23 protein-coding genes, 2 tRNA genes and 1 pseudogene are annotated in these 19411 nt (G+C 69.3%); 2 read left to right on the forward strand and 24 right to left on the reverse strand.

Going from position 1 to position 19411, the window contains the following annotated elements; translation table 11 throughout:
- Positions 1-243 precede the first annotated feature (243 nt).
- From rpsB to ACQE3L_RS15240, 21 genes and pseudogenes are all read right to left on the reverse strand, one after another.
- On the reverse strand, positions 244-1002 hold the full coding sequence (rpsB, locus tag ACQE3L_RS15140) for a 30S ribosomal protein S2 (protein WP_426964697.1): 759 nt from the start codon (positions 1000-1002) through the stop codon (positions 244-246).
- Complete coding sequence (gene eno / locus ACQE3L_RS15145; protein WP_426964698.1) at positions 999-2210, reverse strand: phosphopyruvate hydratase; 1212 nt, start codon at positions 2208-2210, stop codon at positions 999-1001. Before eno ends, rpsB begins: the two co-directional genes overlap by 4 nt.
- Positions 2210-2389 carry a DNA-directed RNA polymerase subunit K gene (locus ACQE3L_RS15150; protein ID WP_058365788.1) on the reverse strand — a complete coding sequence of 60 codons (180 nt, stop codon included), beginning with the start codon at positions 2387-2389 and terminating at the stop codon, positions 2210-2212. Before ACQE3L_RS15150 ends, eno begins: the two co-directional genes overlap by 1 nt.
- A 2-nt stretch (positions 2390-2391) precedes the next feature.
- Positions 2392-2586, reverse strand: a complete 195-nt coding sequence (locus ACQE3L_RS15155; RefSeq protein WP_426964699.1) for a DNA-directed RNA polymerase subunit N — start codon at positions 2584-2586, stop codon at positions 2392-2394.
- Between the two features lie 11 nt (positions 2587-2597).
- Entirely contained in the window at positions 2598-2996 is a 399-nt protein-coding gene (locus tag ACQE3L_RS15160) for a 30S ribosomal protein S9 (protein ID WP_426964700.1), read from the reverse strand.
- On the reverse strand, positions 2990-3439 hold the full coding sequence (locus ACQE3L_RS15165) for a 50S ribosomal protein L13 (protein ID WP_426964701.1): 450 nt from the start codon (positions 3437-3439) through the stop codon (positions 2990-2992). The genes ACQE3L_RS15160 and ACQE3L_RS15165 overlap by 7 nt, the downstream gene beginning before the upstream one ends.
- Complete coding sequence (locus ACQE3L_RS15170) at positions 3436-3789, reverse strand: 50S ribosomal protein L18e (protein WP_426964702.1); 354 nt, start codon at positions 3787-3789, stop codon at positions 3436-3438. Before ACQE3L_RS15170 ends, ACQE3L_RS15165 begins: the two co-directional genes overlap by 4 nt.
- Before the next feature lie 39 nt (positions 3790-3828).
- Positions 3829-3913 (reverse strand) — tRNA-Leu (locus tag ACQE3L_RS15175).
- 178 nt (positions 3914-4091) lie between these two features.
- Complete coding sequence (locus ACQE3L_RS15180) at positions 4092-4844, reverse strand: DNA-directed RNA polymerase subunit D (RefSeq protein ID WP_426964703.1); 753 nt, start codon at positions 4842-4844, stop codon at positions 4092-4094.
- A 1-nt stretch (position 4845) separates the two neighbouring features.
- Positions 4846-5235, reverse strand: coding sequence for a 30S ribosomal protein S11 (locus ACQE3L_RS15185; protein WP_426964704.1), 390 nt, complete (start codon positions 5233-5235; stop codon positions 4846-4848).
- 6 nt (positions 5236-5241) lie between these two features.
- On the reverse strand, positions 5242-5769 hold the full coding sequence (locus tag ACQE3L_RS15190; RefSeq protein ID WP_426964705.1) for a 30S ribosomal protein S4: 528 nt from the start codon (positions 5767-5769) through the stop codon (positions 5242-5244).
- The gene (locus tag ACQE3L_RS15195) at positions 5766-6293 is read right to left on the reverse strand and encodes a 30S ribosomal protein S13 (RefSeq protein WP_426964706.1); all 528 of its coding nucleotides are present in this window, start codon (positions 6291-6293) and stop codon (positions 5766-5768) included. Before ACQE3L_RS15195 ends, ACQE3L_RS15190 begins: the two co-directional genes overlap by 4 nt.
- Before the next feature lie 45 nt (positions 6294-6338).
- Positions 6339-6424 (reverse strand) — tRNA-Ser (locus tag ACQE3L_RS15200).
- A 146-nt stretch (positions 6425-6570) separates the two neighbouring features.
- Complete coding sequence (locus ACQE3L_RS15205) at positions 6571-6987, reverse strand: hypothetical protein (RefSeq protein ID WP_426964707.1); 417 nt, start codon at positions 6985-6987, stop codon at positions 6571-6573.
- A 442-nt stretch (positions 6988-7429) separates the two neighbouring features.
- Positions 7430-8479, reverse strand: a pseudogene (gene moaA, locus ACQE3L_RS15210) (GTP 3',8-cyclase MoaA); the annotation flags it as partial.
- Positions 8480-8547: 68 nt separating this feature from the next.
- A complete protein-coding gene (gene tenA, locus ACQE3L_RS15215) occupies positions 8548-9249 on the reverse strand; it encodes a thiaminase II (RefSeq protein ID WP_426964708.1) in 702 nt (233 codons plus the stop codon).
- A 76-nt stretch (positions 9250-9325) separates the two neighbouring features.
- On the reverse strand, positions 9326-10093 hold the full coding sequence (locus tag ACQE3L_RS15220) for an MBL fold metallo-hydrolase (protein WP_426964709.1): 768 nt from the start codon (positions 10091-10093) through the stop codon (positions 9326-9328).
- Between the two features lie 942 nt (positions 10094-11035).
- Positions 11036-11656, reverse strand: coding sequence for a thymidine kinase (locus ACQE3L_RS15225; protein WP_426964710.1), 621 nt, complete (start codon positions 11654-11656; stop codon positions 11036-11038).
- Positions 11657-11723: 67 nt separating this feature from the next.
- Positions 11724-12764 carry an amidohydrolase family protein gene (locus tag ACQE3L_RS15230; protein ID WP_426964711.1) on the reverse strand — a complete coding sequence of 347 codons (1041 nt, stop codon included), beginning with the start codon at positions 12762-12764 and terminating at the stop codon, positions 11724-11726.
- A 97-nt stretch (positions 12765-12861) separates the two neighbouring features.
- Complete coding sequence (locus ACQE3L_RS15235) at positions 12862-13815, reverse strand: RNA methyltransferase (protein WP_426964712.1); 954 nt, start codon at positions 13813-13815, stop codon at positions 12862-12864.
- Complete coding sequence (locus ACQE3L_RS15240; protein ID WP_426964713.1) at positions 13812-14411, reverse strand: DUF8114 family protein; 600 nt, start codon at positions 14409-14411, stop codon at positions 13812-13814. Before ACQE3L_RS15240 ends, ACQE3L_RS15235 begins: the two co-directional genes overlap by 4 nt.
- Positions 14412-14546: 135 nt before the next feature.
- Here ACQE3L_RS15240 and folP point away from each other — a divergent pair, with 135 nt between their 5' ends.
- Positions 14547-15794, forward strand: coding sequence for a dihydropteroate synthase (folP, locus tag ACQE3L_RS15245; RefSeq protein ID WP_426964714.1), 1248 nt, complete (start codon positions 14547-14549; stop codon positions 15792-15794).
- 177 nt (positions 15795-15971) lie between these two features.
- On the forward strand, positions 15972-16670 hold the full coding sequence (locus tag ACQE3L_RS15250) for a 6-hydroxymethylpterin diphosphokinase MptE-like protein (protein ID WP_426964715.1): 699 nt from the start codon (positions 15972-15974) through the stop codon (positions 16668-16670).
- 13 nt (positions 16671-16683) lie between these two features.
- On the opposite strand, the gene ACQE3L_RS15255 is transcribed toward ACQE3L_RS15250, so the two are convergent.
- From ACQE3L_RS15255 to ACQE3L_RS15265, 3 genes are all read right to left on the reverse strand, one after another.
- Positions 16684-17262, reverse strand: a complete 579-nt coding sequence (locus ACQE3L_RS15255) for a dihydrofolate reductase (protein ID WP_426964716.1) — start codon at positions 17260-17262, stop codon at positions 16684-16686.
- 4 nt (positions 17263-17266) lie between these two features.
- A complete protein-coding gene (gene thyA / locus ACQE3L_RS15260; RefSeq protein WP_426964717.1) occupies positions 17267-18289 on the reverse strand; it encodes a thymidylate synthase in 1023 nt (340 codons plus the stop codon).
- Between the two features lie 106 nt (positions 18290-18395).
- Entirely contained in the window at positions 18396-18713 is a 318-nt protein-coding gene (locus tag ACQE3L_RS15265; RefSeq protein WP_426964718.1) for a DUF5827 family protein, read from the reverse strand.
- Positions 18714-19411: the final 698 nt, after the last annotated feature.

The following is a 19411-nucleotide window of genomic DNA, read 5'->3' on the forward strand; positions in this document are numbered from 1 at the left end:
AGATTTTCGAGCAGCCAGCGTGCAGTGGCGCGCTGGCGACCTCGCGCGGTCGCGGCGACACAGGGTCGCCGCGGCGCGCGCCGACCGCACGGCACCGCACCGCCGGGAGTTTCAGAAAAGCGAGATTTCCGAATCGGTCTGCAACACTAAGTATCGGTATCAGTACGCACTCGCGACCGGGAGCGGCCGCTGGCGGGAACGGAAAGCGGAAACTGAAGGTCGGATCGAAGGAGGAAAACCGGCTTACAGCTCGGCCTCGAAGTCCTCGAGGGCGTAGACCGTGTCGGCGCCGCGGCGGTCGAGCGTCTCGTTGGCGAGCAGCCAGTAGACGACCGACAGGGCGCGACGGCCCTTGTTGTTCGTCGGGATGACGAGGTCGACGTTCGAGACCTGGTTGTTCGAGTCGCACATGGCGATGACGGGGATGCCGACCGTGATGGCCTCCTTGACCGCCTGCGCGTCGCCGATGGGGTCAGTCACCACGAGCACGTCCGGCTCGATGTAGCCGGCGTAGTCGGGGTTCGTCAGCGTGCCCGGGATGAACCGCCCGGTGCGGGCGCGGGCGCCGATGGCGTCCGCGAACTTCTCGGCCGGGAAGCGGCCGTACTGCCGGGAGCTGGTGACGAGGATCTGCTCGGGGTTGTAGTTGGCCAGGAAGTCGGCGGCCGTGCGGATGCGGCCGTCCGTCTGGCTCACGTCGAGCACGTAGAGCCCGTCGTCACGGACGCGGTGGATGAACCGCGCCATGTCCTTCGTCTTCTGCTGGGTACCGATGTGGACACCGGCACCGAGGTAGTCCTCGACGGGGATGAGGAGGTCGGCCTCCTCGTCGGGCATGACGTCCTCGTCGAACGGGGACGCGTCGTCTTCCTCCGCGGCGGCCTCGTCGGCCGCCTCGGCGGGCTGTTCGTCTGTCGTGGCGGTCTCCTCCTCGACGGGCTCGCCGGCCTCCTCGGGCTCGGCATCCTCCTCGAGTTCGACCGCGTCGTTGTCCTCGGTCATACTGCGTCGTCCGCGATGCGGATCAGTTCGTTGAGCTTGGCGGTTCGCTCGCCCCCGACCGTGCCGGTCTTGATGTAGCCGGCGTCGGTCGCCACGGCGAGGTGTGCGATGGTGGTGTCCTCCGTCTCCCCCGAACGGTGGGAGATGACGGTCTCGTAGCCGTTGCGCGCCGCAAGCTCGACGGCGTCGACGGTGTCCGAGAGCGTGCCGATCTGGTTGGGCTTGATCAGGATGCTGTTGGCTGCGCCCTGCTCGATGCCCGTCCGGAGCCGGTCGACGTTCGTGACGAATAGGTCGTCACCGCAGACCAGCGTGCGGTCGCCGACCCGGTCGGTCAGCTCGGCGAACCGCTCGTAGTCGTTCTCGTCGAGCGGGTCCTCGACGTAGGCGAGGTCGTACTCGTCGACGAGGTCGGCCACGTAGTCGACCTGCTCGGCCGGCGACTTCTCCTCGTCGCCGTAGACGTAGGCGCCGTCCGAACCGGCGTCGGCGTCGTACAGCTCCGCGGCGGCCATATCGAGGCCGAAGCGGATCTCGAAGCCGACCTCCGACTCGACGCGGTCGGTCGCCTCGTCGACGATCTCGAACGCCTCCGCGTCCGTGACCGCGGGCGCCCACGCGCCCTCGTCGCCCTTCGCCGCGGGAACGCCGCGCTCGTCGAGCACGTCGCCGACGGCCGCGTGGACCGCCGCGTTGGCGAAGACGGCCTCCTCGACGCTCGGCGCGCCGACGGGGGCCGCGAGGAACTCCTGGATGTGGGTCGCCTCCTTGGCGTGTTCCCCGCCGCCGACGACGTTGCCGAGCGGAACCGGGAAGTTGTCGCCGCGGAACGCGCCGCCGAGGTGCTGGTACAGCGGCGCACCGAGCACGTCGGCGGCGGCCTTCGCGGCCGCCATCGAGATCGCGACCGCGCTGTTGGCGCCGATCTCCGAGAAGTCCTCGGTGCCGTCGGCGCCGCGCAGCGCGGCGTCGACCTCTCGCTGGTCGCCGGCGTACAGCCCCGTCAGTCGGGGGACCGCCAGCTCTCGGGCCGACGCGATGGCCTCCTGCGGCGGGAGTTCGATGGCCTCGTACTCGCCGGTCGACGCCCCGGAGGGCGCCGCGGCGCGGCCGAAGCCGCCGGACTCCGTCAGCACGTCCGCCTCGACCGTGGGGTTGCCACGAGAGTCGAGCACGCGCCGGAGCGACACCGACTGGATGCGGGTCACTACTGCTCCTCCCGGCGCACCGTGAAGGGCAGGACGCCCGCGTCGTACTCCTCGGCCGCGACGAGGATCGGTTCGGTCCGGTCGGTCTCCGTCAACACGGGCGCGCCGTGTGACACCTGCAGCGCTCGCGCGCCGAGGATGCGGGCCTTCTCGTACCGATTGTGGTGTTGTGTCGTCATGGTTACTGGTAGGGGGAGACCACGTCGACGAGGTCGCGGTGGCTGACCATCATCCGGCGACAGCAGTGCCGGTCGACGCCCAGCTCGTCGAGCACCTCGCCGGGGTCCTCGTCACCCTCGCGGGCGCGGGCCTTGAACTCCTCCCAGTGTTCGCCGATGACGTTGCCGCACGTGAAACACCGGACGGGAATCATCATGGATGGATCACCTAGCGGTAGGACTTCTGGTAGCGCGCGCGGGCACCGGGACCGCCCCACTTCTTGGGCTCGGCCTGGCGCACGTCGTTGACCAGCAGCGTGCGGTCGAAGTCCATGTAGGCGTCGCGCAGTTCGGCGTCGCCGAAGTGCTGCACGAGGCCGCGGGCGATGGCGGTGCGGGCCGCGTCGGCCTGCCCGCTGAAGCCGCCGCCGGAGACGTCGATGTCGATGTCGACGTCCTCGCGGAGGTCCTCGCCCGCGATGCGGAACGGCTCCAGCATCTTGAGGCGCGCCTGCTCGGGTTCGACCAGCTCGACGGGCTGGGAGTCGATGCGAACGCGGCCGTCACCGTCGCTCACGGTGGCGCGGGCGACGGCCGTCTTCTTCTTGCCTGAAGTGTTCGTTACCATGTGACGTTAGCTCCCAGTTTCTCGGAGACCTCTCCGAGCGTGGTGAACTTGATGTTGGACAGTCGGTCCAGCGAGGTGCCGTCGAGGACGACCGCCTCGTGGTCGTCGTCGCGCTCGTAGGGGTTGCCCACGTAGACGCGCACGTTCGAGAACGCCTCGCGGCCACGGTCCGTCTTGTACGGGACCATGCCGCGGATCGTTCGCTTGAAGATGCGGTCCGGGCGCTTCGGGAAGTACGGCCCGCTGTCCGAGCCGAGGTCGGCCCGGGTCTCGTAGGTGTCCATCGTGTCCTCGGTGTTGCCGGTGATGACCGCGTGCTCGGCGTTCACCACGGCGACGCGGTCGCCGTCGAGCGCGGCCTGTGCCACGTTCGAGGAGACGCGTCCGAGGATGCAGTCGCGGGCGTCCACGACGAGGTCGGCGTTGAACTCTGCCAGACTCATCGGAGGATCCTCACGTTGTTTCCGTCGGGGTTCTGTTCGACAGCCTGTTCGAGCGTCAGCGTCTCGCCGGCCTGCTCGATCTTCGTCCGGGCGCTCCCGGAGAAGTCGACGGCCGCGACGGTGACGTTCTTCTCCAGCGCACCGCTTCCCAGCACCTTGCCGGGAACGATCACGGTCTCGTCTTCCTGGGCGTACCGCTCGATGCGGCCCAGGTTGACCTCCGCGTGCGTGCGCCGGGGCTTCTCCAGCCGGTCCGCGATGTCCTGCCAAACGTTGGCTCCGGACTCGCGCGAGACCGACTTCAGCTCGGCGATGAGGTTCTGTAGTCTCGGGTTCGTCTTGCTACTCATAGGTGTCCCTCCGTGTGTGAGGGTCTGAAAGAAGTGGAGTGCAGGGAGCAGGATTTGAACCTGCGGACCTCTACAGGACAGCGCCCTGAACGCTGCGCCGTTGGCCTGACTTGGCTATCCCTGCGTGCACTCCACGGTAGTCGACCACCCGTAAAACCACTTTCGGTCCGACGCACGCGTGCGAACGGCTGACGGCACGTACCGTCGGCGCCGCTCGCGGCGGTGCCGCCGCCGTCGACCGCGGTGGTCGACGGGGCGGCGAGCGTCGGTCGGGAAGTGGTGATTCGGGTGGTCATACGTCGTTAGACGCTAACTTTCGTGTGCAGTTCGTCCGCGCGCTCCTCGATGGTGTCGATCGCGCGGAGCAGCAGTTCCTCGACGGACAGCGAGCCGTCGGTCTCGATGTGGAAGACGAACGCGCCGGGGACGTCCTCGACGGTCAGTTCCTTTCCGGGGTACTTCTCGGAGAGGTCGTGGTCGAACGCCGCGGTCGGGACGATGTCGCCGTCCTCGGTCTCGATGACCCCGCGGAGCACGTTCGTCTCGTCCTCGTCGAACTCGCCGCGGTCGCCCTCGACCGTGACGCGCTGGAGGTGGCGGTAGCCGACGGAGACGCCGCCCTGATGTTTGGCGTGCTCCTTGCCGGTGTCGAGCACCGCGTCGGCTTCCAGCTCGATCCGCTGGCCCTCCTTCAGCTCGATGATCGGAACGTTGTCGTCGGCCGGCTCCACCATCGGCTCCGAGGTCTCGATGTCCCCGGAGTAGGCGGTCGCCGGTCCCTCGACGTCGAGCGCGAGGGTGACCTCGTCGCCGACCTCGAACTCGTCGAGCGGCGTCGTCAGCGGCACGAGGCCCAGACGGAGGCCGATCATCTCGTCGAACATGACCGAGGAGTTCTCGACGAACCGAACGGTGTCGATCGAGAACGTCGGCACGTCGGCGATCATCGCGCGGCGGATGCCGTTCGCGAACGCCGGCGTGAGCCCGCGGATCAGCACCCGCGCGCTGCGGTCGTCGCGTTCGATGTACTGGACGTCGAAGTCGGCGTCGCTCATGTTAGACTCGCTTGTTCTTCGGCGCCTTCGTCCCGTCGTGCGGGATGGGCGTCACGTCCTCGATGCGGCCGATCTCGATGCCGGCCCGCGCCAGCGCGCTGATCGTCGCCTGCGCGCCGGGCCCCGAGGACTTGTTCAGGTTGCCGCCGGGGCCGCGCACGCGAACGTGCACGCCCTCCAGACCGGCCGCCTTGATCTCCTCCGCGATGACCTCGGCCATCTGCATGGCCGCGTACGGCGAGGCCTCGTCGCGGTTCTGCTTCACGACGGTCCCGCCGGAGGACTTGGCGATCGTCTCGGCGCCGGTCTCGTCGGTGACCGTGATGAGCGTGTTGTTGAACGACGCGTACACGTGGGCGATGCCCCACTTGCTCTCTTCTGTCTCGCTCATTGGTGGTTACTCCTGACCCTCCGCCCGCTCGGGGTGGAGGTCGTCTGCCAGCGGGCTGTTCTCGTCGAAGGCCACGGCGTCCTCCTCGGACACCTCGACCTTCTTCGACGGCCGCGTGACGCGGGCGCCGTCGACGGTGACGTGCCCGTGGACGATGAACTGCCGTGCCTGGCTGGTCGAGGACGCGAGGCCCTCGCGGTAGACGACCGTCTGGAGACGGCGCTCGAGCAGGTCCGTCACGTCCAGCGACAGGACCGCGGAGATGTCGTCGTTCTCGCCGAGGATGTCGAGTCGGCGAAGTCGCGCGACGAACTCCGAGCCGGCCTCCTGGGCCGCCTCGACGTCACCCTGTGCGTCGCCGAGCAGGCTCCGCGCCTCGCGGCGCATGTTGCGCAGCTCGGACTGGGCGCGCCAGAACTCCTCTTTGTTCTTCAGGCCGTAGCGGTCGACGAGGTCGGACTCCTCGGCGATTCGCTCGCCCTGGAACGGGTGGTTCGGGGTCTCGTAGCCCTTGGTGTTTTTGCCGGTACTCATTCTTCCTCACCTGCCGCTTCCTCTTCCGCCTGCTCCTCGCGGATCTCCTCGACGTTGACGCCGATGGTCCCCTCGGTACGACCGGTGGACTTCGTGCGCTGTCCGCGGACCTTCTGTCCGCGCTTGTGTCGGAGCCCCTTGTAGGAGCTGATCTGTTTCATGCGGTTGATGTCGTGGCGCCGCTGCTCCGAGAGATCCGTCCCGATCTTGTGGGAGGTCTCGCCGGTGAAGAAGTCCTTCTGCCGGTTAACCATCCACTCGGGGACGTGGTCCTCGAAGTTCTCCACGACGTCGACGACGGCGTCGATGTCGTCCTCGTCGAGCAGCCCGAACGTGGCCTTGCGGTCCACGTCGGCCTTCTCGGCGACGAGACGCGCCGTCCGCGTGCCGATTCCGTTGAGTTCGGAGAGGCTTCGCTCGACCGTCTTCGTCCCGTCGAGGTCCGCGCCCCCGATCCGAACGAAGTACTGGAGGTTCTCGGCCTCCTCTTCGGTCAAGTCGTCCTCTGGTTCTTCTGCACTCATGTCTTGAGGTCTGTGAGTCCGATACTGGACTCGGGTCGGTTCGAGCGTTGCGGCGGGGATTCGAACCCCGGAGGCGTAGACGCCACAGAGTTAGCAACCCTGCGCCTTGGGCCAGACTTGGCTACCGCAACCCGCGTTTGTAACGTCGCCCTCTCGGACTCGGGACCCGCCGCCCCTACAGTACGTGCGTTCCGATCAACCCGGTATCCGCACTTAAACATCACGGAAGCCGCGCCCCGTGACGCGCGTTCCCACGGCGCGTCGTACCGCGACCGGCTCACCCTCCGTCCGCGAACGACACCGACAGGGATGTCTCCGGAAGCCGCGTCGCCCCGGACCGGACCGCCGTCTCGACCGACCCCTCGTCGCGGAGGAGGAAGCAGTTGTGGTTGGGCGTCGACCATCGGTGGACGGCCGCTTTGAAGACGTTTTCCGGGTGGGAGCGGTACTTGCGGACCACCACGACGAACGGCGCGGGGTCGTCGACGACACGCAGGTCGTAGTCCCTGTCGGCCAGAAACGCCTGGATCTGCTCGAAGCGCCGCGGCGGGACCGCGAACCGATACTCGTCGTGTTCGTAGTAGGGCTTCAGCCGATCGAAGACCGCGTCGCCGTCGAAGTAATGCCGAAAGAGATAGCGGTCGCCGATCAGAAAGGCGTTGACTCGCTCGGGGCCCGACTCCCGAACAGGCATTGTTGGTAGTTCTCACACCACATACATAAGGAGTCACACCGCGGCGAAACTGAACGTGGGTAGTGGCGAAGCGTCCAACACTTCACGCGAAACCGATGCGGTGTTGTGCGGTTGCGGTGCTGTGGCGGTACGGTTGTCGAGGTTTGTGGCGGTACGGTTGTCGAGGTTTGTGGCGGTACGGTTGTCGAGGTTTGTGGCGGTACGGTTGTCGAGGTTTGTGGCGGTACGGTTGTCGAGGTTTGTGGGACCGCGGCGGCGCGAGGGCGCGAAGCGCCCGCAGCGCCGCCCGCGGCCCTTTTTGATCGACATTTTTCAAGGAGCGGTGAGCGCGGCGCTTGCGCCGCGCGAACCCGACGCAGAAAAAGGTCGAGGGTCAGTCCGCGGACGAGGACGACGAGGACTGTGGGGACGAAGAAGACGACGATGAGGACGACTGGGAGGAGTCGGAGGCGGGCGTCGTGCCGAGGTATTTCTCGTTGAACTCGTACTCACCGTCGTCGTTCTCAACCAGGTACTCGCCGTAGTAGGGGACGCGGTTGGCGACGACCGCCTCGAAGGTCTCGGCGATCTCGGCGCGGGACATCTCGCCCATCGACCGGAGGTCGTCGTTGCGGTTCAGACAGCCCTTGAGGTAGCCCTCGTGGGTGACGCGGACGCGGCCGCAGTTGGCACAGAAGGACTCGTTCTCGACCGGGTCGACGATCTCGACCATGCCGGTGCCGGCGGCGTCGGGGTGGTCGGCGTCGACCGCGCCGCCGTCGAGGTCGACCTCGGGCGCGGCCGCGTCGTTGATGAAGTAGCGCTTGCGGTCGTGCATCTCGCGGTGCTCGACGCGGTCGGCGATGTCGGCGAGCCAGTCGTGGACGCGCTGGATGTCGATGTTCCACTCCGGCTTGCCGGTCAGCTCCGGCATGTACTCGATGAGCTGGAGCTGGAGGCCGTCGTTCCGCGCGACGTGGTCGACCATGCCCTCGACGTAGCCCGCGGTGTGCTCGAAGACGACCATGTTGAGCTTCACGGGCGCGAGCCCGGCGTCGAGGGCGGCCTCGACGCCCTCCAGCACCTGCTCGTAGGCACCGGACTTGGTGACGGCCGCGAACTCCTCGGGGTCGAGCGCGTCCTGCGAGACGTTGACGCGGTCGAGGCCCGCCTCCTTCAGCGCCTCGGCGCGTCCGGGGAGGAAGGTGCCGTTGGTGGTCATCGAGACCTCCATCGAGTCGGGCGTGCGGCGGATGATCTCCTCCAAGTCCTGCCGAAGCATGGGCTCGCCGCCGGTGAACTTCACCGAGTCGACGCCGTACTCCTCGACGACCTCGAGGAAACGCACCACGTCGTCGGCGCTCATCTCGTCCTCGCTCGGCTCCATCGGACCCCGCGTGTCCCCGAGCCCCTCGTTGTGACAGTAGACGCAGTCGAAGTTACAGCGGTCGGTCAGCGATACCCGCACCCCGGTGACCTCCCGCCCGAACTCGTCCGCGAGTGGGCCGCTCATGTAGGGAGGGTGTGTCCAGGTGCGCTTAAGCAACGGGGTCGCGGCGGCGCTCGCGCAACCGCCGAGGGTTACGTCGATCCCGGCGTGCCGGCGTCGACGGCCGCGGGCCTCGGCGTCCCCCAGTCCTCCTCGGTGTAGGCCATCTCCCAGAACGCGTGTTCGAGCCGTGCGCTCGTCAGGAACGCCTCGCGCATCGCGTCGTGATAGCCGGGGTAGGCCGCGCCGCAGCGGTCGACGAACGCGCGCATCCAGTCGACGGCCTCGCGGAAGGCGTCGCTCGTGTACTTCTCGATGAAGGGCGTGTACCGGTGCTCGCCGTCGGCGATCTCGGCCATGTGCTCGGCCACGTCGAGGTAACCCTGTCCGCAGGGGTAGATCGCGGCCGCGAACTCCGGGACCGACCGCGACTCGGCGGTCCGCAGCAGGTAGTTCGTGTAGGCGACGCAGGTGGGCGCCTTCTCGACGCGCTCCAGCTCCGCGCGGTCGATGCCGTACTCCGCGGCGAACGACCGGTGGAGGTCGAGCTCGTCGTCGAGCACGCGGTGGGCGACGCCGAACAGGTGCGCCATCGTCTCCTCGTCGCGGACGCCCGCGCCCCCGACCGCGAACGTCCGCGCGTAGTCGAGCAGGTAGCGGTAGTCCTGCCGCACCCACGTCAGGAACGCGGCCTCGTCGAGCGTCCCCTCCGCCAGTTCGACCACGAAGGGGTGCCGCTTCTGTGCCGCCCACAGCTCGCTTCCGGCGTCGAGGAGTTCGTCGCTGAACACCATATTACCAGATAATACAACCGAGTCATACAAGCCTGTCGGTCCGTTCCGGCGTCGGGTTCTCCGCCGGCGGTCGGAGCTACAGTTCGAGGCGCAGTCCGTCCTCCGCGAACCGGATCTCCCCGTCGAACCCGGCCGCGCGGACGCTCTCCGCCATCTCGTCCTCCTTGCCCTGCGTGTGGGGGTAGAGGTGCGTCAGAAACAGGTGCTCGACCGCCGCGCCCGCCAGTGCGCTGCCGAGTTGCGTCGGCGTCGGGTGGTTCGACACGTCGATGTCGTCCGGGAACGAACAGTCGTGCGCGAGGGCGCGCGCGCCGTCCGCGAACCGCGCCATCCCCTCGAAGGCCTCCGTGTCGCCGGAGAAGACGAACGGGCCAGACCCCGGCGCCACGTCGGCGTCCACGGGCGCGAACCGATACGCGAACCCCGGCTTGGAGTGGCGCGTCTCGCGAGCCGCGGCCGCGAACCCGCCCGCCTCGAAGGGTCGGTCGTCGCTCACCTCGCGGATCGAAAGGTCGATCCGGTCCAGGAGGTAGTCGTGCACCTCCAGCAGGTCGTCGAGCAGGTCCTTCGTCCCGGCCGGGCCGACCACCTCGAGGTGCTCCTCGCCCGCGAGCCAGCGCGCTTTCAGCAGCGGGAGGAGGTCCGCGACGTGGTCGAGGTGGTGATGCGTGAGCAGGACGGTGCCGACCCCCTCGTAGCCGACGTCGGTGCCGGTGAGCCGGCCCAGCACGCCGCTGCCGCAGTCGACGAGCAGCGCACGGTCGCCGGTCTCCAGCAGGATCCCGCTCTGTGCGCGCCCGGGGACGGGCATCGCGCTCCCGGTACCCAGAAACGTGACGTACATGGCCGGACGAAGTGGGGGGCGAGGCTTATACCCGGTGACGAGTCGGCCGTTCGTGTTTCGAGGTCGCCACTCCGGGGGCGTGCTTCGACCCGACCGCACGGCGGGACCAGACAGGCGCGGTTCCGGCGGCGCGACTGCCGACTGCCGACTGCGTTGCGGATCCTCGGCGGACATCGCCCGTGTTGGAGCCGCGGCTGCGGGATTGATCGATATCGCCCGCGACACTAACGACCGGTCTCATCTCTGGCGGCGTGCCGTGTCGACCGGGAAACCCTCGTGGCGGGCGGTCGTCGTGACGTGACGACGGTCGTGTCGCGTGCCCGGGTTCGTCGCTCCGTCATCGCTCCCGTCCGGGAGTACTCGGGCGAGGACTAAAGGCACGCACCGGTGCTTCTCGGCCGAGCGGGTTAAAGGACGCGCCGTACCGGTGTACATCAGCCCGATACTGAGTAGAGTACGGTGATTGTCCTGTTTTTCTGTCAGATTATGCTTCCATAACTGCTGTTGAGCCTGCTGCTCTAGACAGCAACGTCTAGAAAGCCCCAGCCGGCTCGCCCGGCCGCGCCTCGCTGCGCTCCTCGCTCTCCGCACAGCCCGCTGCGGTGCTTACGTCGTCGGGGCCGGACCGAGCCGACTGCCCCTTTCAGTCCCACCCACCGCCCCGCGACCGCACCGCAGGCCTCGCACCTCCCCAGCCTCGGCGGCGGCGCGGCCGCGGAACCGCACAGCAGGCGGCCGCGCCGCCGCCTCCCTCGCGCGGTCGCGGCGACACAGGGTCGCCGCGGCGCGCGCCCGCCGCACCGCAACCGCACCGCTCCGCGACCGCACAGCACCGCACCGACACGAGTTTCAGAAAATCGAGGTGCCTGAATCGGTCTGCATCACTCCGTATCGGTCTCGTTTGTCGCTCGGATCGGGGTCGGCCGCGTCGGCTGGCGTGTCTCAGTCGCCACCGGCCGGGCGTCCATCGGGGCGCTCGCCGGTCAGCAGGGTGTGACAGTTCCGGCAGCGCGCCTCGTAGGACTCCTCAGCGCCGACCAGGATGGTCGGGTCGTCGACGTGGGCCGGCTCGCCCTCGATGAGGCGCTGGTTGCGCGTGGCGGGCTCGCCGCACTGCGTGCAGATCGCCTGGAGCTTGTCGACGTACTCCGCGACCGCCATCAGCTGCGGGAGCGGGTCGAACGGCTCGCCGCGGAACGTCTGGTCCGTGCCGGAGACGATGACGCGGGCGCCGCGGTCGGCCAACTCCGAGCAGACGTCGACCAGCGCGTTCGAGAAGAAGTTCGCCTCGTCGACCGCGACCACGGCCTCGCCGTCGTACCGGTCGAGGATCTCCCGAGGCCCCTCGCCCTCGTTGTCCACCACGGTCGCCGCCCACTGTCGGCCGTTGTGCGAGCCGATGGTCGTCTCGCCGTAGCGGTCGTCGATCGCGGGCGTGAACGCCGCAACCGACTGGTCGGCGATCTCCGAGCGCCGGAGCCGGCGGATGAGCTCCTCCGTCTTGCCGGAGAACATCGACCCGGAGATGACCTCGATCCAGCCGGACCGAGTGATCGCGTGCATGGACTATCGGCGACCGGGGAGCGGCAAAACGGTTACTGTCCCGCGGTCGACTTCGCGCTCCGCGGCGCTACAGCACGACCTGCTTCACGTCGCCCTCGCCCGCGCGGCGGACGACCGCCCGCACGGGGTCGCGCGCGCCGGCGAGGTTGTCGGAGTCGCCGTCGAGCACCAGCAGTTTGCCGTCAGCTCCCTCCTCGATGACGCCCCTGTTCAGGCCTGCGATCTCGGCGCCGTTGACCGTCGCCATCCGGAGCACCTCGGCCGCGGAGACGTCCGCGAGCTTGTTCGTGAACTCCATCTCGCGGAACATCGACGGCGAGTTGAGCATCACGTTGTCCGTCCCGAGCGCGACGGTCGTGTGCTCGGCCAGCTCCCGGATCGGCGGCATGCCGACGTTCGTGACGAGGTTCGAGCGCGGACAGACGACCACGGGCGTCGCGCGGTCGGCGAGCCGGTCCAAGTGCTCCTCGCCGGCGTGGACCATGTGGACGAGGAAGTCGGGCCTGAGGTCCATCGCGGGGTTGATGTCGAGGTCGTCGCGCTCGCCGGCGTGGATGCCGAACAGCTTGTCGGCCTCGCGGGTCGCGGTTCGCTCGCTCTCGAAGTGGGCGTCGCGCGCGCCGGAGGCGCCGAAGCCGTCGGCCACCTCCAGGACCGCTTCCTCCTCGCGACCGAGGATCACCGCGTCGACGTCGCGCTCCCCGACCGCCTCGGCGCCGTCGCGGCCCGCCAGCGCGTCCCGGAGCGCCTCGACGCCCTCGACGCCGCCCTCGCGGAACTCCAGGAACGTCCCGGTGCCGGTCGCCTCCATGTAGCGCAGCGACCGCGCCATCGCCTCGACCTTCTCGGCGCGGTCGGTCGCGCGCAGGATGCGGTGTTTGAGCCCGTCCGGCGGGGCGACGAGCTCGTCCAGCGAGAGTCCCCCGCCGGCCTCTTTCGCCACGGAGTCGCCGATGTGCGTGTGGGCATTGACGAACGCCGGGCAGATCAGGTCGTCGCTGTCGGTCTCCCGTTCCTCGATCGCGGCGATCTCGCCGTCCCTGACGACCACGCGTCCCTCCACCGGTTCGAAATCGCGGCCGCGGAGGACCGTCCCTTCGACGAACATACTCCCGGATCGGCCGGGCGGGGCTTGAAGCCGACGCTCTTGGGTGGCGGGCGAGCGGAACGCGAAAAGGCCGACCGCTATCGCCGCCGCTCGACCGCTACTCCTCGACGACCTCGTCGCCCGAGGGGCCGCTGGGGTAGACCGGCTCGTCGTACTTCGCGGCCAGCTCCGTGAGGTGGTCGAGCTTCTTGTTCGCCTTGCGGAACGCGCCCAGCAGCGTGTGGACCTCGCGGTCGGTCGGGTGCGCGCGCCCGAGCAGGCGGCGCATCAGCACCGCGGCCTTGTCGCGCTGGTGCTCCTTCTGGCCCGCCCGGTCGAGGAACTCCGCGAAGTAGTCATGGAACCGCTCCACGTCCGCGGCGTCGGCGCGCTCGCGCTCCACGTCCGGGAGCTGGTACGCTCCGACGTTCAGCTCGCGGAGTTCGTAGAACACGATGTTGGCCGCCTGCGCGAGGTTGAGCACGGGGTACTCCGAATCCGCGGGGATCGAGCAGACCTCGTCGAGCTGTCGGAGTTCCTCGTTGTTCAGCCCGCGGCTCTCGCGGCCGAACACCAGCGCCGTCCGCGTCTCGACGGTCTTCAGCGACTCCTTCAGCTCGACCGGCGTCTTGAACGGGAACCGGACGCCGCTGCGGGAGTCCTCGCCGGTGATGGCGGTGGTCCCGACGGTGTGGTAGTTCTCGACGACCTCATCGAAGGTCACCTCCTCGGCGTTGGGGAGCACGTCCTCGCGGGCGTGGCCCGCGAAGCCGTACGCCTCGCTGTCGCGGTCGATCTCCGGCGGGTCCACCAGCTTCAGCTCCGAGAGCCCGAAGTTCTTCATCGCCCGGGCGATGGAGCCGACGTTGCCCGGCGTCTCAGGCTCGACGACGACCACGACCGGCTTCTGCGTGCGGGGGCCCGTCGGCGCGTCCGCGGCCTCGGCGCGCTCGACCGCGGCGGCGGCGCTTTTGCCGGCGGCTGCGTTGCTGTCGGCGGCTGCGTCATCCTCGCCGGCGTTCGCGGTCGGCCCATCGGCGCCGTCCGCCGCCGCGTTCTCTCCCCCGCTCATTGGTCCGAGGGGTAGTCGGTCGAGAGGTCCAGGTCAGACTCGGAGAGGTCCTCGGCGGTCAGCCGGTCCTCGGGGTCGACCGCGTCGCCCTCGTCGGGGCCGTACTCGTGGAGGTCGATCCGACGCCCCTCGAACTCCTCCTCGAGCCGGCGCTGTACCTCTTTCTGGTCCGGCGGTTCCGGGACCCCCTCGGGGTCGTCGTCGACGTGATCGATCCCCTCGTAGCCCTCCGGCGCGCGGTTGCCGGCCGCGTACCACTCGTGGAAGGCGTCGGACAGCTCCGGGTCGCCGCGGTAGGCGTCGCCGCCCGCCTCGCGGAACCAGTAGAGGAAGTCCGCCTCGTGGGCGGGACACAGCAGCACCTCGCCGAGCGGTTCGCCGTAGACGATCTCGGCCTGTCGGGCCTTCTGGATCTCCTCTTCGCCGTACTCGAGGTAGCAGGCGTCACAGGGCTCCTCGACGAGCTTCGTCAGCCGGAGGAGGCGCTCGCGCGGCTCCTCGGGGATCTCGTCGAGGGGTTTGAACTCCCCCTCGGGGGTGAATATCTCGGACTCCTCGAACCGCCATCCGCGGAGGCCGACGCTCACCTTAGACATGTCCGAACGTCGGGTGCGGGCGGTTAAAAACGCGTCCTTCCGGGGTTCGCGGTCGCGGTCCCGCCGGTCCGCGAGGGGGCCACCTCCCCCGCCGCTTCCGGACGACCTATGGTCCGCGCGCCCCACGATCCGCCCATGCGAAACGTGGACGCCGCGGGGTTGGGGATCGGCGACGATCACCCCCCGCGCATCATGGGGGTGCTCAACGTCTCGAAGGAGTCGCCGTACTCGCCGAGCGTCTTCGACGACCCTGGGGAGGCGGCCGAGTACGTGGACGAGGAGCTGATCGACGAGGGCGCCGACATCGTCGACGTGGGACTCGAGTCAGCCAACAAGCGCTTCGAGGTGCTCTCCGCGGAACAGGAACTGGACCGGCTCGACACCGCGGTCGAGACGCTGGCGTCGACCGCCGGCGACGCCGTGTGGTCCATCGAGACGCGCTACCACGAGGTCGCCGAGGCGGCCCTCGACCGGGGGTTCGACATGGTCAACGACATCTGCGGCTTCGCCGACCCGAAGATGCCCGAGGTCTGTGCGGCCCGCGACGCCGCGGTGGCGAAGATGGCCTCGCCGCCGGACCTGGAGCGTCCGGGCGCGGTCGAGGAGGTCGACGACATCTACGAGGCGCTGGCGCAGAACGGCTTCACCGACAAGACCATCCTCGACCCGGCCTTCGGCGGCTGGTCGGAGGCGAAGACGCTCGAACACGACCGCGAGACGTTCCGGCGCCTGCGGGAGTTCCGCGGCTACGGCCGCCCCCTGCTGGTCTCGATCAACCGCAAGAACTTCCTCCGGTCCGTCGCCGACCGCGACACCGAGGACGCCCTGCCCGTCTCGCTGGCGGCCACCTCGATGGCGGTCGAGCGCGGCGCCCACGTGATCCGGACCCACGACGTGGCGGAGACCCGCGACGCGGCGCTGATCGGCAAGGAGTTCGCCCGCGACCGCCTCCGCGAGACGGGCCCGGACGCCGAGGTGACCGTCGAGGAGCTGGACGTGACGACGCCGCGTGAGGCCGAGCGCCACCTCGACAGGCTGAACGCGACGGCGGGACGCGAGAGCCCCGACGGCCCCGATATCGCCGACCGGAGCGTCGTCCGGACCTACGAACTCGGGGGGCTTTCGCCGGAGGAGCGCGGGGCCCTGCGGGCGGCCGTCGCTGAGACCGACGCCGCCTTCGCGCCCGCCGGAGCAGCCGCGACCGAGACCGAGGGAGCATCGACGGCGTCGCCCTCGACCGACGGCGGGGATCCCGCCCCCGAACCGGCCAGCGGGCTGCTCATCGGCACCCCCGCCGCGCTCGCCGCGGTCGAGGAGGGGTATTCCGGCCAGTCGGATGCTCTCGGCGATGTTCTGCGGAGAATAAGGCGGTCCTTCAGCTAAGAGAAAGTTTATGCCCCTTTGCCAACAACGGTTCGACCGGACGCCGGAAGGGCACGTGGGTAGGGGTACTCTGTGCCACTCCGGCCCATACAGTTACGCTCGCCAGCGGCGGCGCCGTCCGTTGGTCCGGCGTGGTTCTGCGGCCGGCGACGCGACCGGATCAGGGGGGGATGCCGCGTGAACTTCACCGAGTGGGAACCCGCCTACGAGGCCGTGCTCGCCGACTTCGGGTACGACCGGGCGGCCGACGAGCGCGCCCGCGACGTGGCGGCGGAACTGGCGACCCCGTTCGACCACGGCCGGCTCGCGTTCCTGGAGGACGCGACGGTCGCGGTCGCGGGCGCCGCGCCGTCGCTGACCACGCGGAGCGACATTGCCGCGGCGAGGGCCGCGGACGCCGTCGTCGCCGCCTCGACGGCCGCGGACGCGCTCCGGGAGGAGGGCGTGACCGTCGACCTGATGGTGACCGACCTCGACAAGAACCCGGAGACGGCACGCGACCTGACGGCGGACGGGACGCCCGTCGCGGCCCACGCACACGGCGACAACGTCCCCGCGGTCCGCGAGTGGCTCCCGGCGTTCGAAGCCGACGCGACGCTCGTGACGACGCAGGCGGAACCGCGCGGCGCCGTCGAGAACTTCGGCGGCTTCACCGACGGCGACCGCGCGGCGTTCCTCGCCGACCACTTCGGCGCCGCGGAACTCCGGTTCGTCGGGTGGGAGTTCGACGACCCGCGCGTCGCCGAGGCGAAGGCGCGGAAACTCGACTGGGCCGCTCGGCTCCTCGGCTGGCTGGAGCGCCGCCGCGGCGAGCGGTTCCCGGTGCTGAACGGGCGCCGTGAGGACCTCTCGTTCCCGTGGCTCGACGAACCGTAGGGGCCCTTCCCTCTCACTCGGCGGGGGGATTCCCGGACTCGCCCCGGCGCTCGTAAACGACGAACGCGAGGTCCTCGCGTTCGTCGCGGGAAACTTCGGTCCACGCCGCGGGGTCCCGCTCCGGGAACCGCGTGTCGCCCTCGTGAGCGTCCTCGATCTCCGTGATCCGGAGTCGGTCCGCGACCGGGAGGAACTGCTCGTAGACGCGGGCGCCGCCGGCGACGAACACCTCGTCGACGCCGCGCTCGCGGGCGTCCGCCGCGGCGACGGCGAGCGCCTCGTCGAGGCTCCCGGCCTGCACCGCGCCCTCGGGGAGGTCGAGGTCGCGCCGCGAGAGGACCACGTTCGTCCGGTCCGGCAGCGGCCCGCCGATCTGGCCCGCGATGCTCTCGTAGGTCGCCCGGCCGAGGATCACGGGGTGGCCCGTCGTGGTCTCCTTGAAGTGCGCGAGGTCGGCCGGGTAGTGCCACGGCATCCCGCCGTCCGCGCCGATGACGCCGTTCTCCGCCACCGCGGCGATCAGCGTGAGAGTGAGGTCCGCTGGCGGCTCCGGCGGCGTGCCCGGGTCTCCTCCCTCGTTCACCTCGCCCATGTCCTCACTCCGCGACCGCGAAGGAGAGCCCCTCCGCGGAGTCGTAGTCGACCAGTTCGACGTCGTCGTAGGTCAACTCGTCGAGCGGCTTGTCGGCGATCTCGATCCGGGGGCGCTCGCGGGGCTCGCGGGAGAGCTGTTCGAGCAGGCCGGGGACGTGGTCGTAGTTCTCCTCGCCCGCCGCCTCCGCGGGCGCCTCGTCCTCCAGCCACGCGCGCACGTCGCGGTAGCCGGCTTTCTCCTCGACGCCCGCGAGCCGGTCCTGCAGGCGGTCGAGGTTGTCGCCGTACCACGCCCCGCGGTCGCCGGTGCCGCAGTAGACGTGCGCGTCGACAATGGTGTGGCCGAACTCGCCGACCTCGAACTCCGTGCGCTGCGCGATGGCCTTCGCCAGCAGCGCGTACGCCGCGATGTTGAAGGGGACGCCGAGGGCCACGTCGCCGGAGCGCTGCGTGAGGTGCAGGTTGAGCTTGCCGCCCTGCACGTTGACGACGAACGTGTAGTGACAGGGGGGGAGCGTCGAGACGGCCGCGTTCGCGGGGTGCCACGCGTTCACGACCATGCGCCGCGAGTGCGGGTTCTCCTCGAGGGTGTCGAGGACGTACTGTATCTGGTCGAACGTGCGGACCTGCTTCCCCTCCGCGTCCTCCTCGACGGTGACCCAGCGCTGGCTCTCATCGGGCCACGTCTCGCCCTCCAGCCCGCCCTCGGGGACGGGGTAGCGGCGCCAGAAGCGCCCGTAAGCGGTGTCGAGCCGGCCCTCCTCGTCGGCCCAGGCGTCCCAGATCTTCGTGTGTTCGCGGAGGTTCCGGACGTGCTCCTCGCCGGAGAGGTACCACAGCACCTCGTGGATCAGCGAGTTCCAACGGTAGCCGTCGAGTTTCTTGGTCGTCAGCAGGGGGAAACCCTCCGAGAGGTCGATCGTGTAGCCGCCGTTGAACGTCGCGACGGTGTCGACCCCCGTGCGGTTCGGCTTGTACGTGCCCGTCGAGAGGGTCTCGTCGACGAGGTCGAGGTACTGTTGCATGGGTGGAAGTTCCCGCGGCCGCGGCCGGCCCGGGTGGTCTGTCGGTGGGAACGCGGCCGGCCACCTAAAGCCCCCCGGAGTGTGCCGTCGGTCGCCGGAACTCGGATCAGGCGTCGTCGGAGCCGGTCGCGTCCTCCGCGTCGGCGGTATCCGCCGCGTGCTCCGCGAGCCCGTAGTACCCCGGCGCGTCGGGCTCCGGCGGCTCCGCGACCACGAGGTCCTCGGCGTTGGTCATCACCCACGGGATCGCCCAGTCGACGAGCACGGCCTCGGTCCCCTCGTCGATCTCGGCGTCAGGCTCCAGCCCCTGTAGCAGTCGGGCGATCTCCGGCACCGTGTACATCTGCTCCGACTCCAGCAGCTCCGCCGCCGTGTAGAAGTCGCAGGGGTACGTCTCCGCGAACTCCGCTTTCGGTCTGGGCATGCGCGGCCGTTCGAACGCGACCGCGTAAACGCTGCCGGTCGATCCGTACGTGTGGGTGGGCGTGGGTGTTGGTGGTGATGTTGGGGATCACGTGGTCAAGCTCCCTGCTGCGTTTGTCACCAACATCTAGAAAGCCCTCGGGCGCTCAGCGACATATCGGCGCCTCTCCGCACAGCCCGGCGCCGATAGGGGTCGTCTGAGCGCCCGCGACCGGCTCGCCCTTTCAGTCCGCCAGGACGTTTTCTGTCCGATAAGTCGTTGTACCCCGTTGCTCGGTGAGTCTCCACACCGGCTGTCGAGTCAAGCGTGGCCTCAGACCTCCCCATCCTCGCCGCAGCCGCGGTCGCGCGACCGCAACGTACCGCTCGCGACCGCCGCTGCGGGCTCCCTCGCGCGCGTTTCTCGCGCGCGCCGAACGTTTGACAGCCAGCAGAGCGATGCACTGTAACCGGACTGATCAGGCTGGACTCACGGCGGGAGTTCCGCCTCATTTGCGAAAAACGTTCGTCCGCCGGCGGTGCGGTGCTGTGCGGGGCGGTGCGGTCGGCGCGCGCCGCGGCGACCCTGTGTCGCCGCGACCGCGCGAGGTCGCCAGCGCGCTACTGCACGCTGGCTGCTCGAAAATCTCCGATTTTCGGTGGAGGCGGCGGCGCGGCCGCATTGCGGTGTCTCCAGCGCGCTACTGCACGCTGGAGGCC

The organism is Haloparvum alkalitolerans (assembly GCF_050122995.1).
Taxonomy (GTDB): Archaea; Halobacteriota; Halobacteria; order Halobacteriales; family Haloferacaceae; genus Haloparvum; species Haloparvum alkalitolerans.

Coding starts and splice junctions, on each gene's coding strand:
- thyA (WP_426964717.1), bottom strand. CDS start 18,289: ATGCAACAGTACCTCGACCTCGTCGACGAGACCCTCTCGACGGGCACG.
- rpsB (WP_426964697.1), bottom strand. CDS start 1,002: ATGACCGAGGACAACGACGCGGTCGAACTCGAGGAGGATGCCGAGCCC.
- ACQE3L_RS15155 (WP_426964699.1), bottom strand. CDS start 2,586: ATGATGATTCCCGTCCGGTGTTTCACGTGCGGCAACGTCATCGGCGAA.
- ACQE3L_RS15190 (WP_426964705.1), bottom strand. CDS start 5,769: ATGAGTACCGGCAAAAACACCAAGGGCTACGAGACCCCGAACCACCCG.
- ACQE3L_RS15185 (WP_426964704.1), bottom strand. CDS start 5,235: ATGAGCGAGACAGAAGAGAGCAAGTGGGGCATCGCCCACGTGTACGCG.
- ACQE3L_RS15165 (WP_426964701.1), bottom strand. CDS start 3,439: ATGAGTCTGGCAGAGTTCAACGCCGACCTCGTCGTGGACGCCCGCGAC.
- ACQE3L_RS15235 (WP_426964712.1), bottom strand. CDS start 13,815: ATGAGCGGGGGAGAGAACGCGGCGGCGGACGGCGCCGATGGGCCGACC.
- ACQE3L_RS15160 (WP_426964700.1), bottom strand. CDS start 2,996: ATGGTAACGAACACTTCAGGCAAGAAGAAGACGGCCGTCGCCCGCGCC.
- ACQE3L_RS15150 (WP_058365788.1), bottom strand. CDS start 2,389: ATGACGACACAACACCACAATCGGTACGAGAAGGCCCGCATCCTCGGC.
- tenA (WP_426964708.1), bottom strand. CDS start 9,249: ATGGTGTTCAGCGACGAACTCCTCGACGCCGGAAGCGAGCTGTGGGCG.
- ACQE3L_RS15180 (WP_426964703.1), bottom strand. CDS start 4,844: ATGAGCGACGCCGACTTCGACGTCCAGTACATCGAACGCGACGACCGC.
- ACQE3L_RS15205 (WP_426964707.1), bottom strand. CDS start 6,987: ATGCCTGTTCGGGAGTCGGGCCCCGAGCGAGTCAACGCCTTTCTGATC.
- ACQE3L_RS15195 (WP_426964706.1), bottom strand. CDS start 6,293: ATGAGTGCAGAAGAACCAGAGGACGACTTGACCGAAGAGGAGGCCGAG.
- ACQE3L_RS15230 (WP_426964711.1), bottom strand. CDS start 12,764: ATGTTCGTCGAAGGGACGGTCCTCCGCGGCCGCGATTTCGAACCGGTG.
- ACQE3L_RS15240 (WP_426964713.1), bottom strand. CDS start 14,411: ATGTCTAAGGTGAGCGTCGGCCTCCGCGGATGGCGGTTCGAGGAGTCC.
- ACQE3L_RS15265 (WP_426964718.1), bottom strand. CDS start 18,713: ATGCCCAGACCGAAAGCGGAGTTCGCGGAGACGTACCCCTGCGACTTC.
- ACQE3L_RS15225 (WP_426964710.1), bottom strand. CDS start 11,656: ATGCACGCGATCACTCGGTCCGGCTGGATCGAGGTCATCTCCGGGTCG.
- ACQE3L_RS15170 (WP_426964702.1), bottom strand. CDS start 3,789: ATGAGTAGCAAGACGAACCCGAGACTACAGAACCTCATCGCCGAGCTG.
- ACQE3L_RS15255 (WP_426964716.1), bottom strand. CDS start 17,262: ATGGGCGAGGTGAACGAGGGAGGAGACCCGGGCACGCCGCCGGAGCCG.
- ACQE3L_RS15220 (WP_426964709.1), bottom strand. CDS start 10,093: ATGTACGTCACGTTTCTGGGTACCGGGAGCGCGATGCCCGTCCCCGGG.
- folP (WP_426964714.1), top strand. CDS start 14,547: ATGCGAAACGTGGACGCCGCGGGGTTGGGGATCGGCGACGATCACCCC.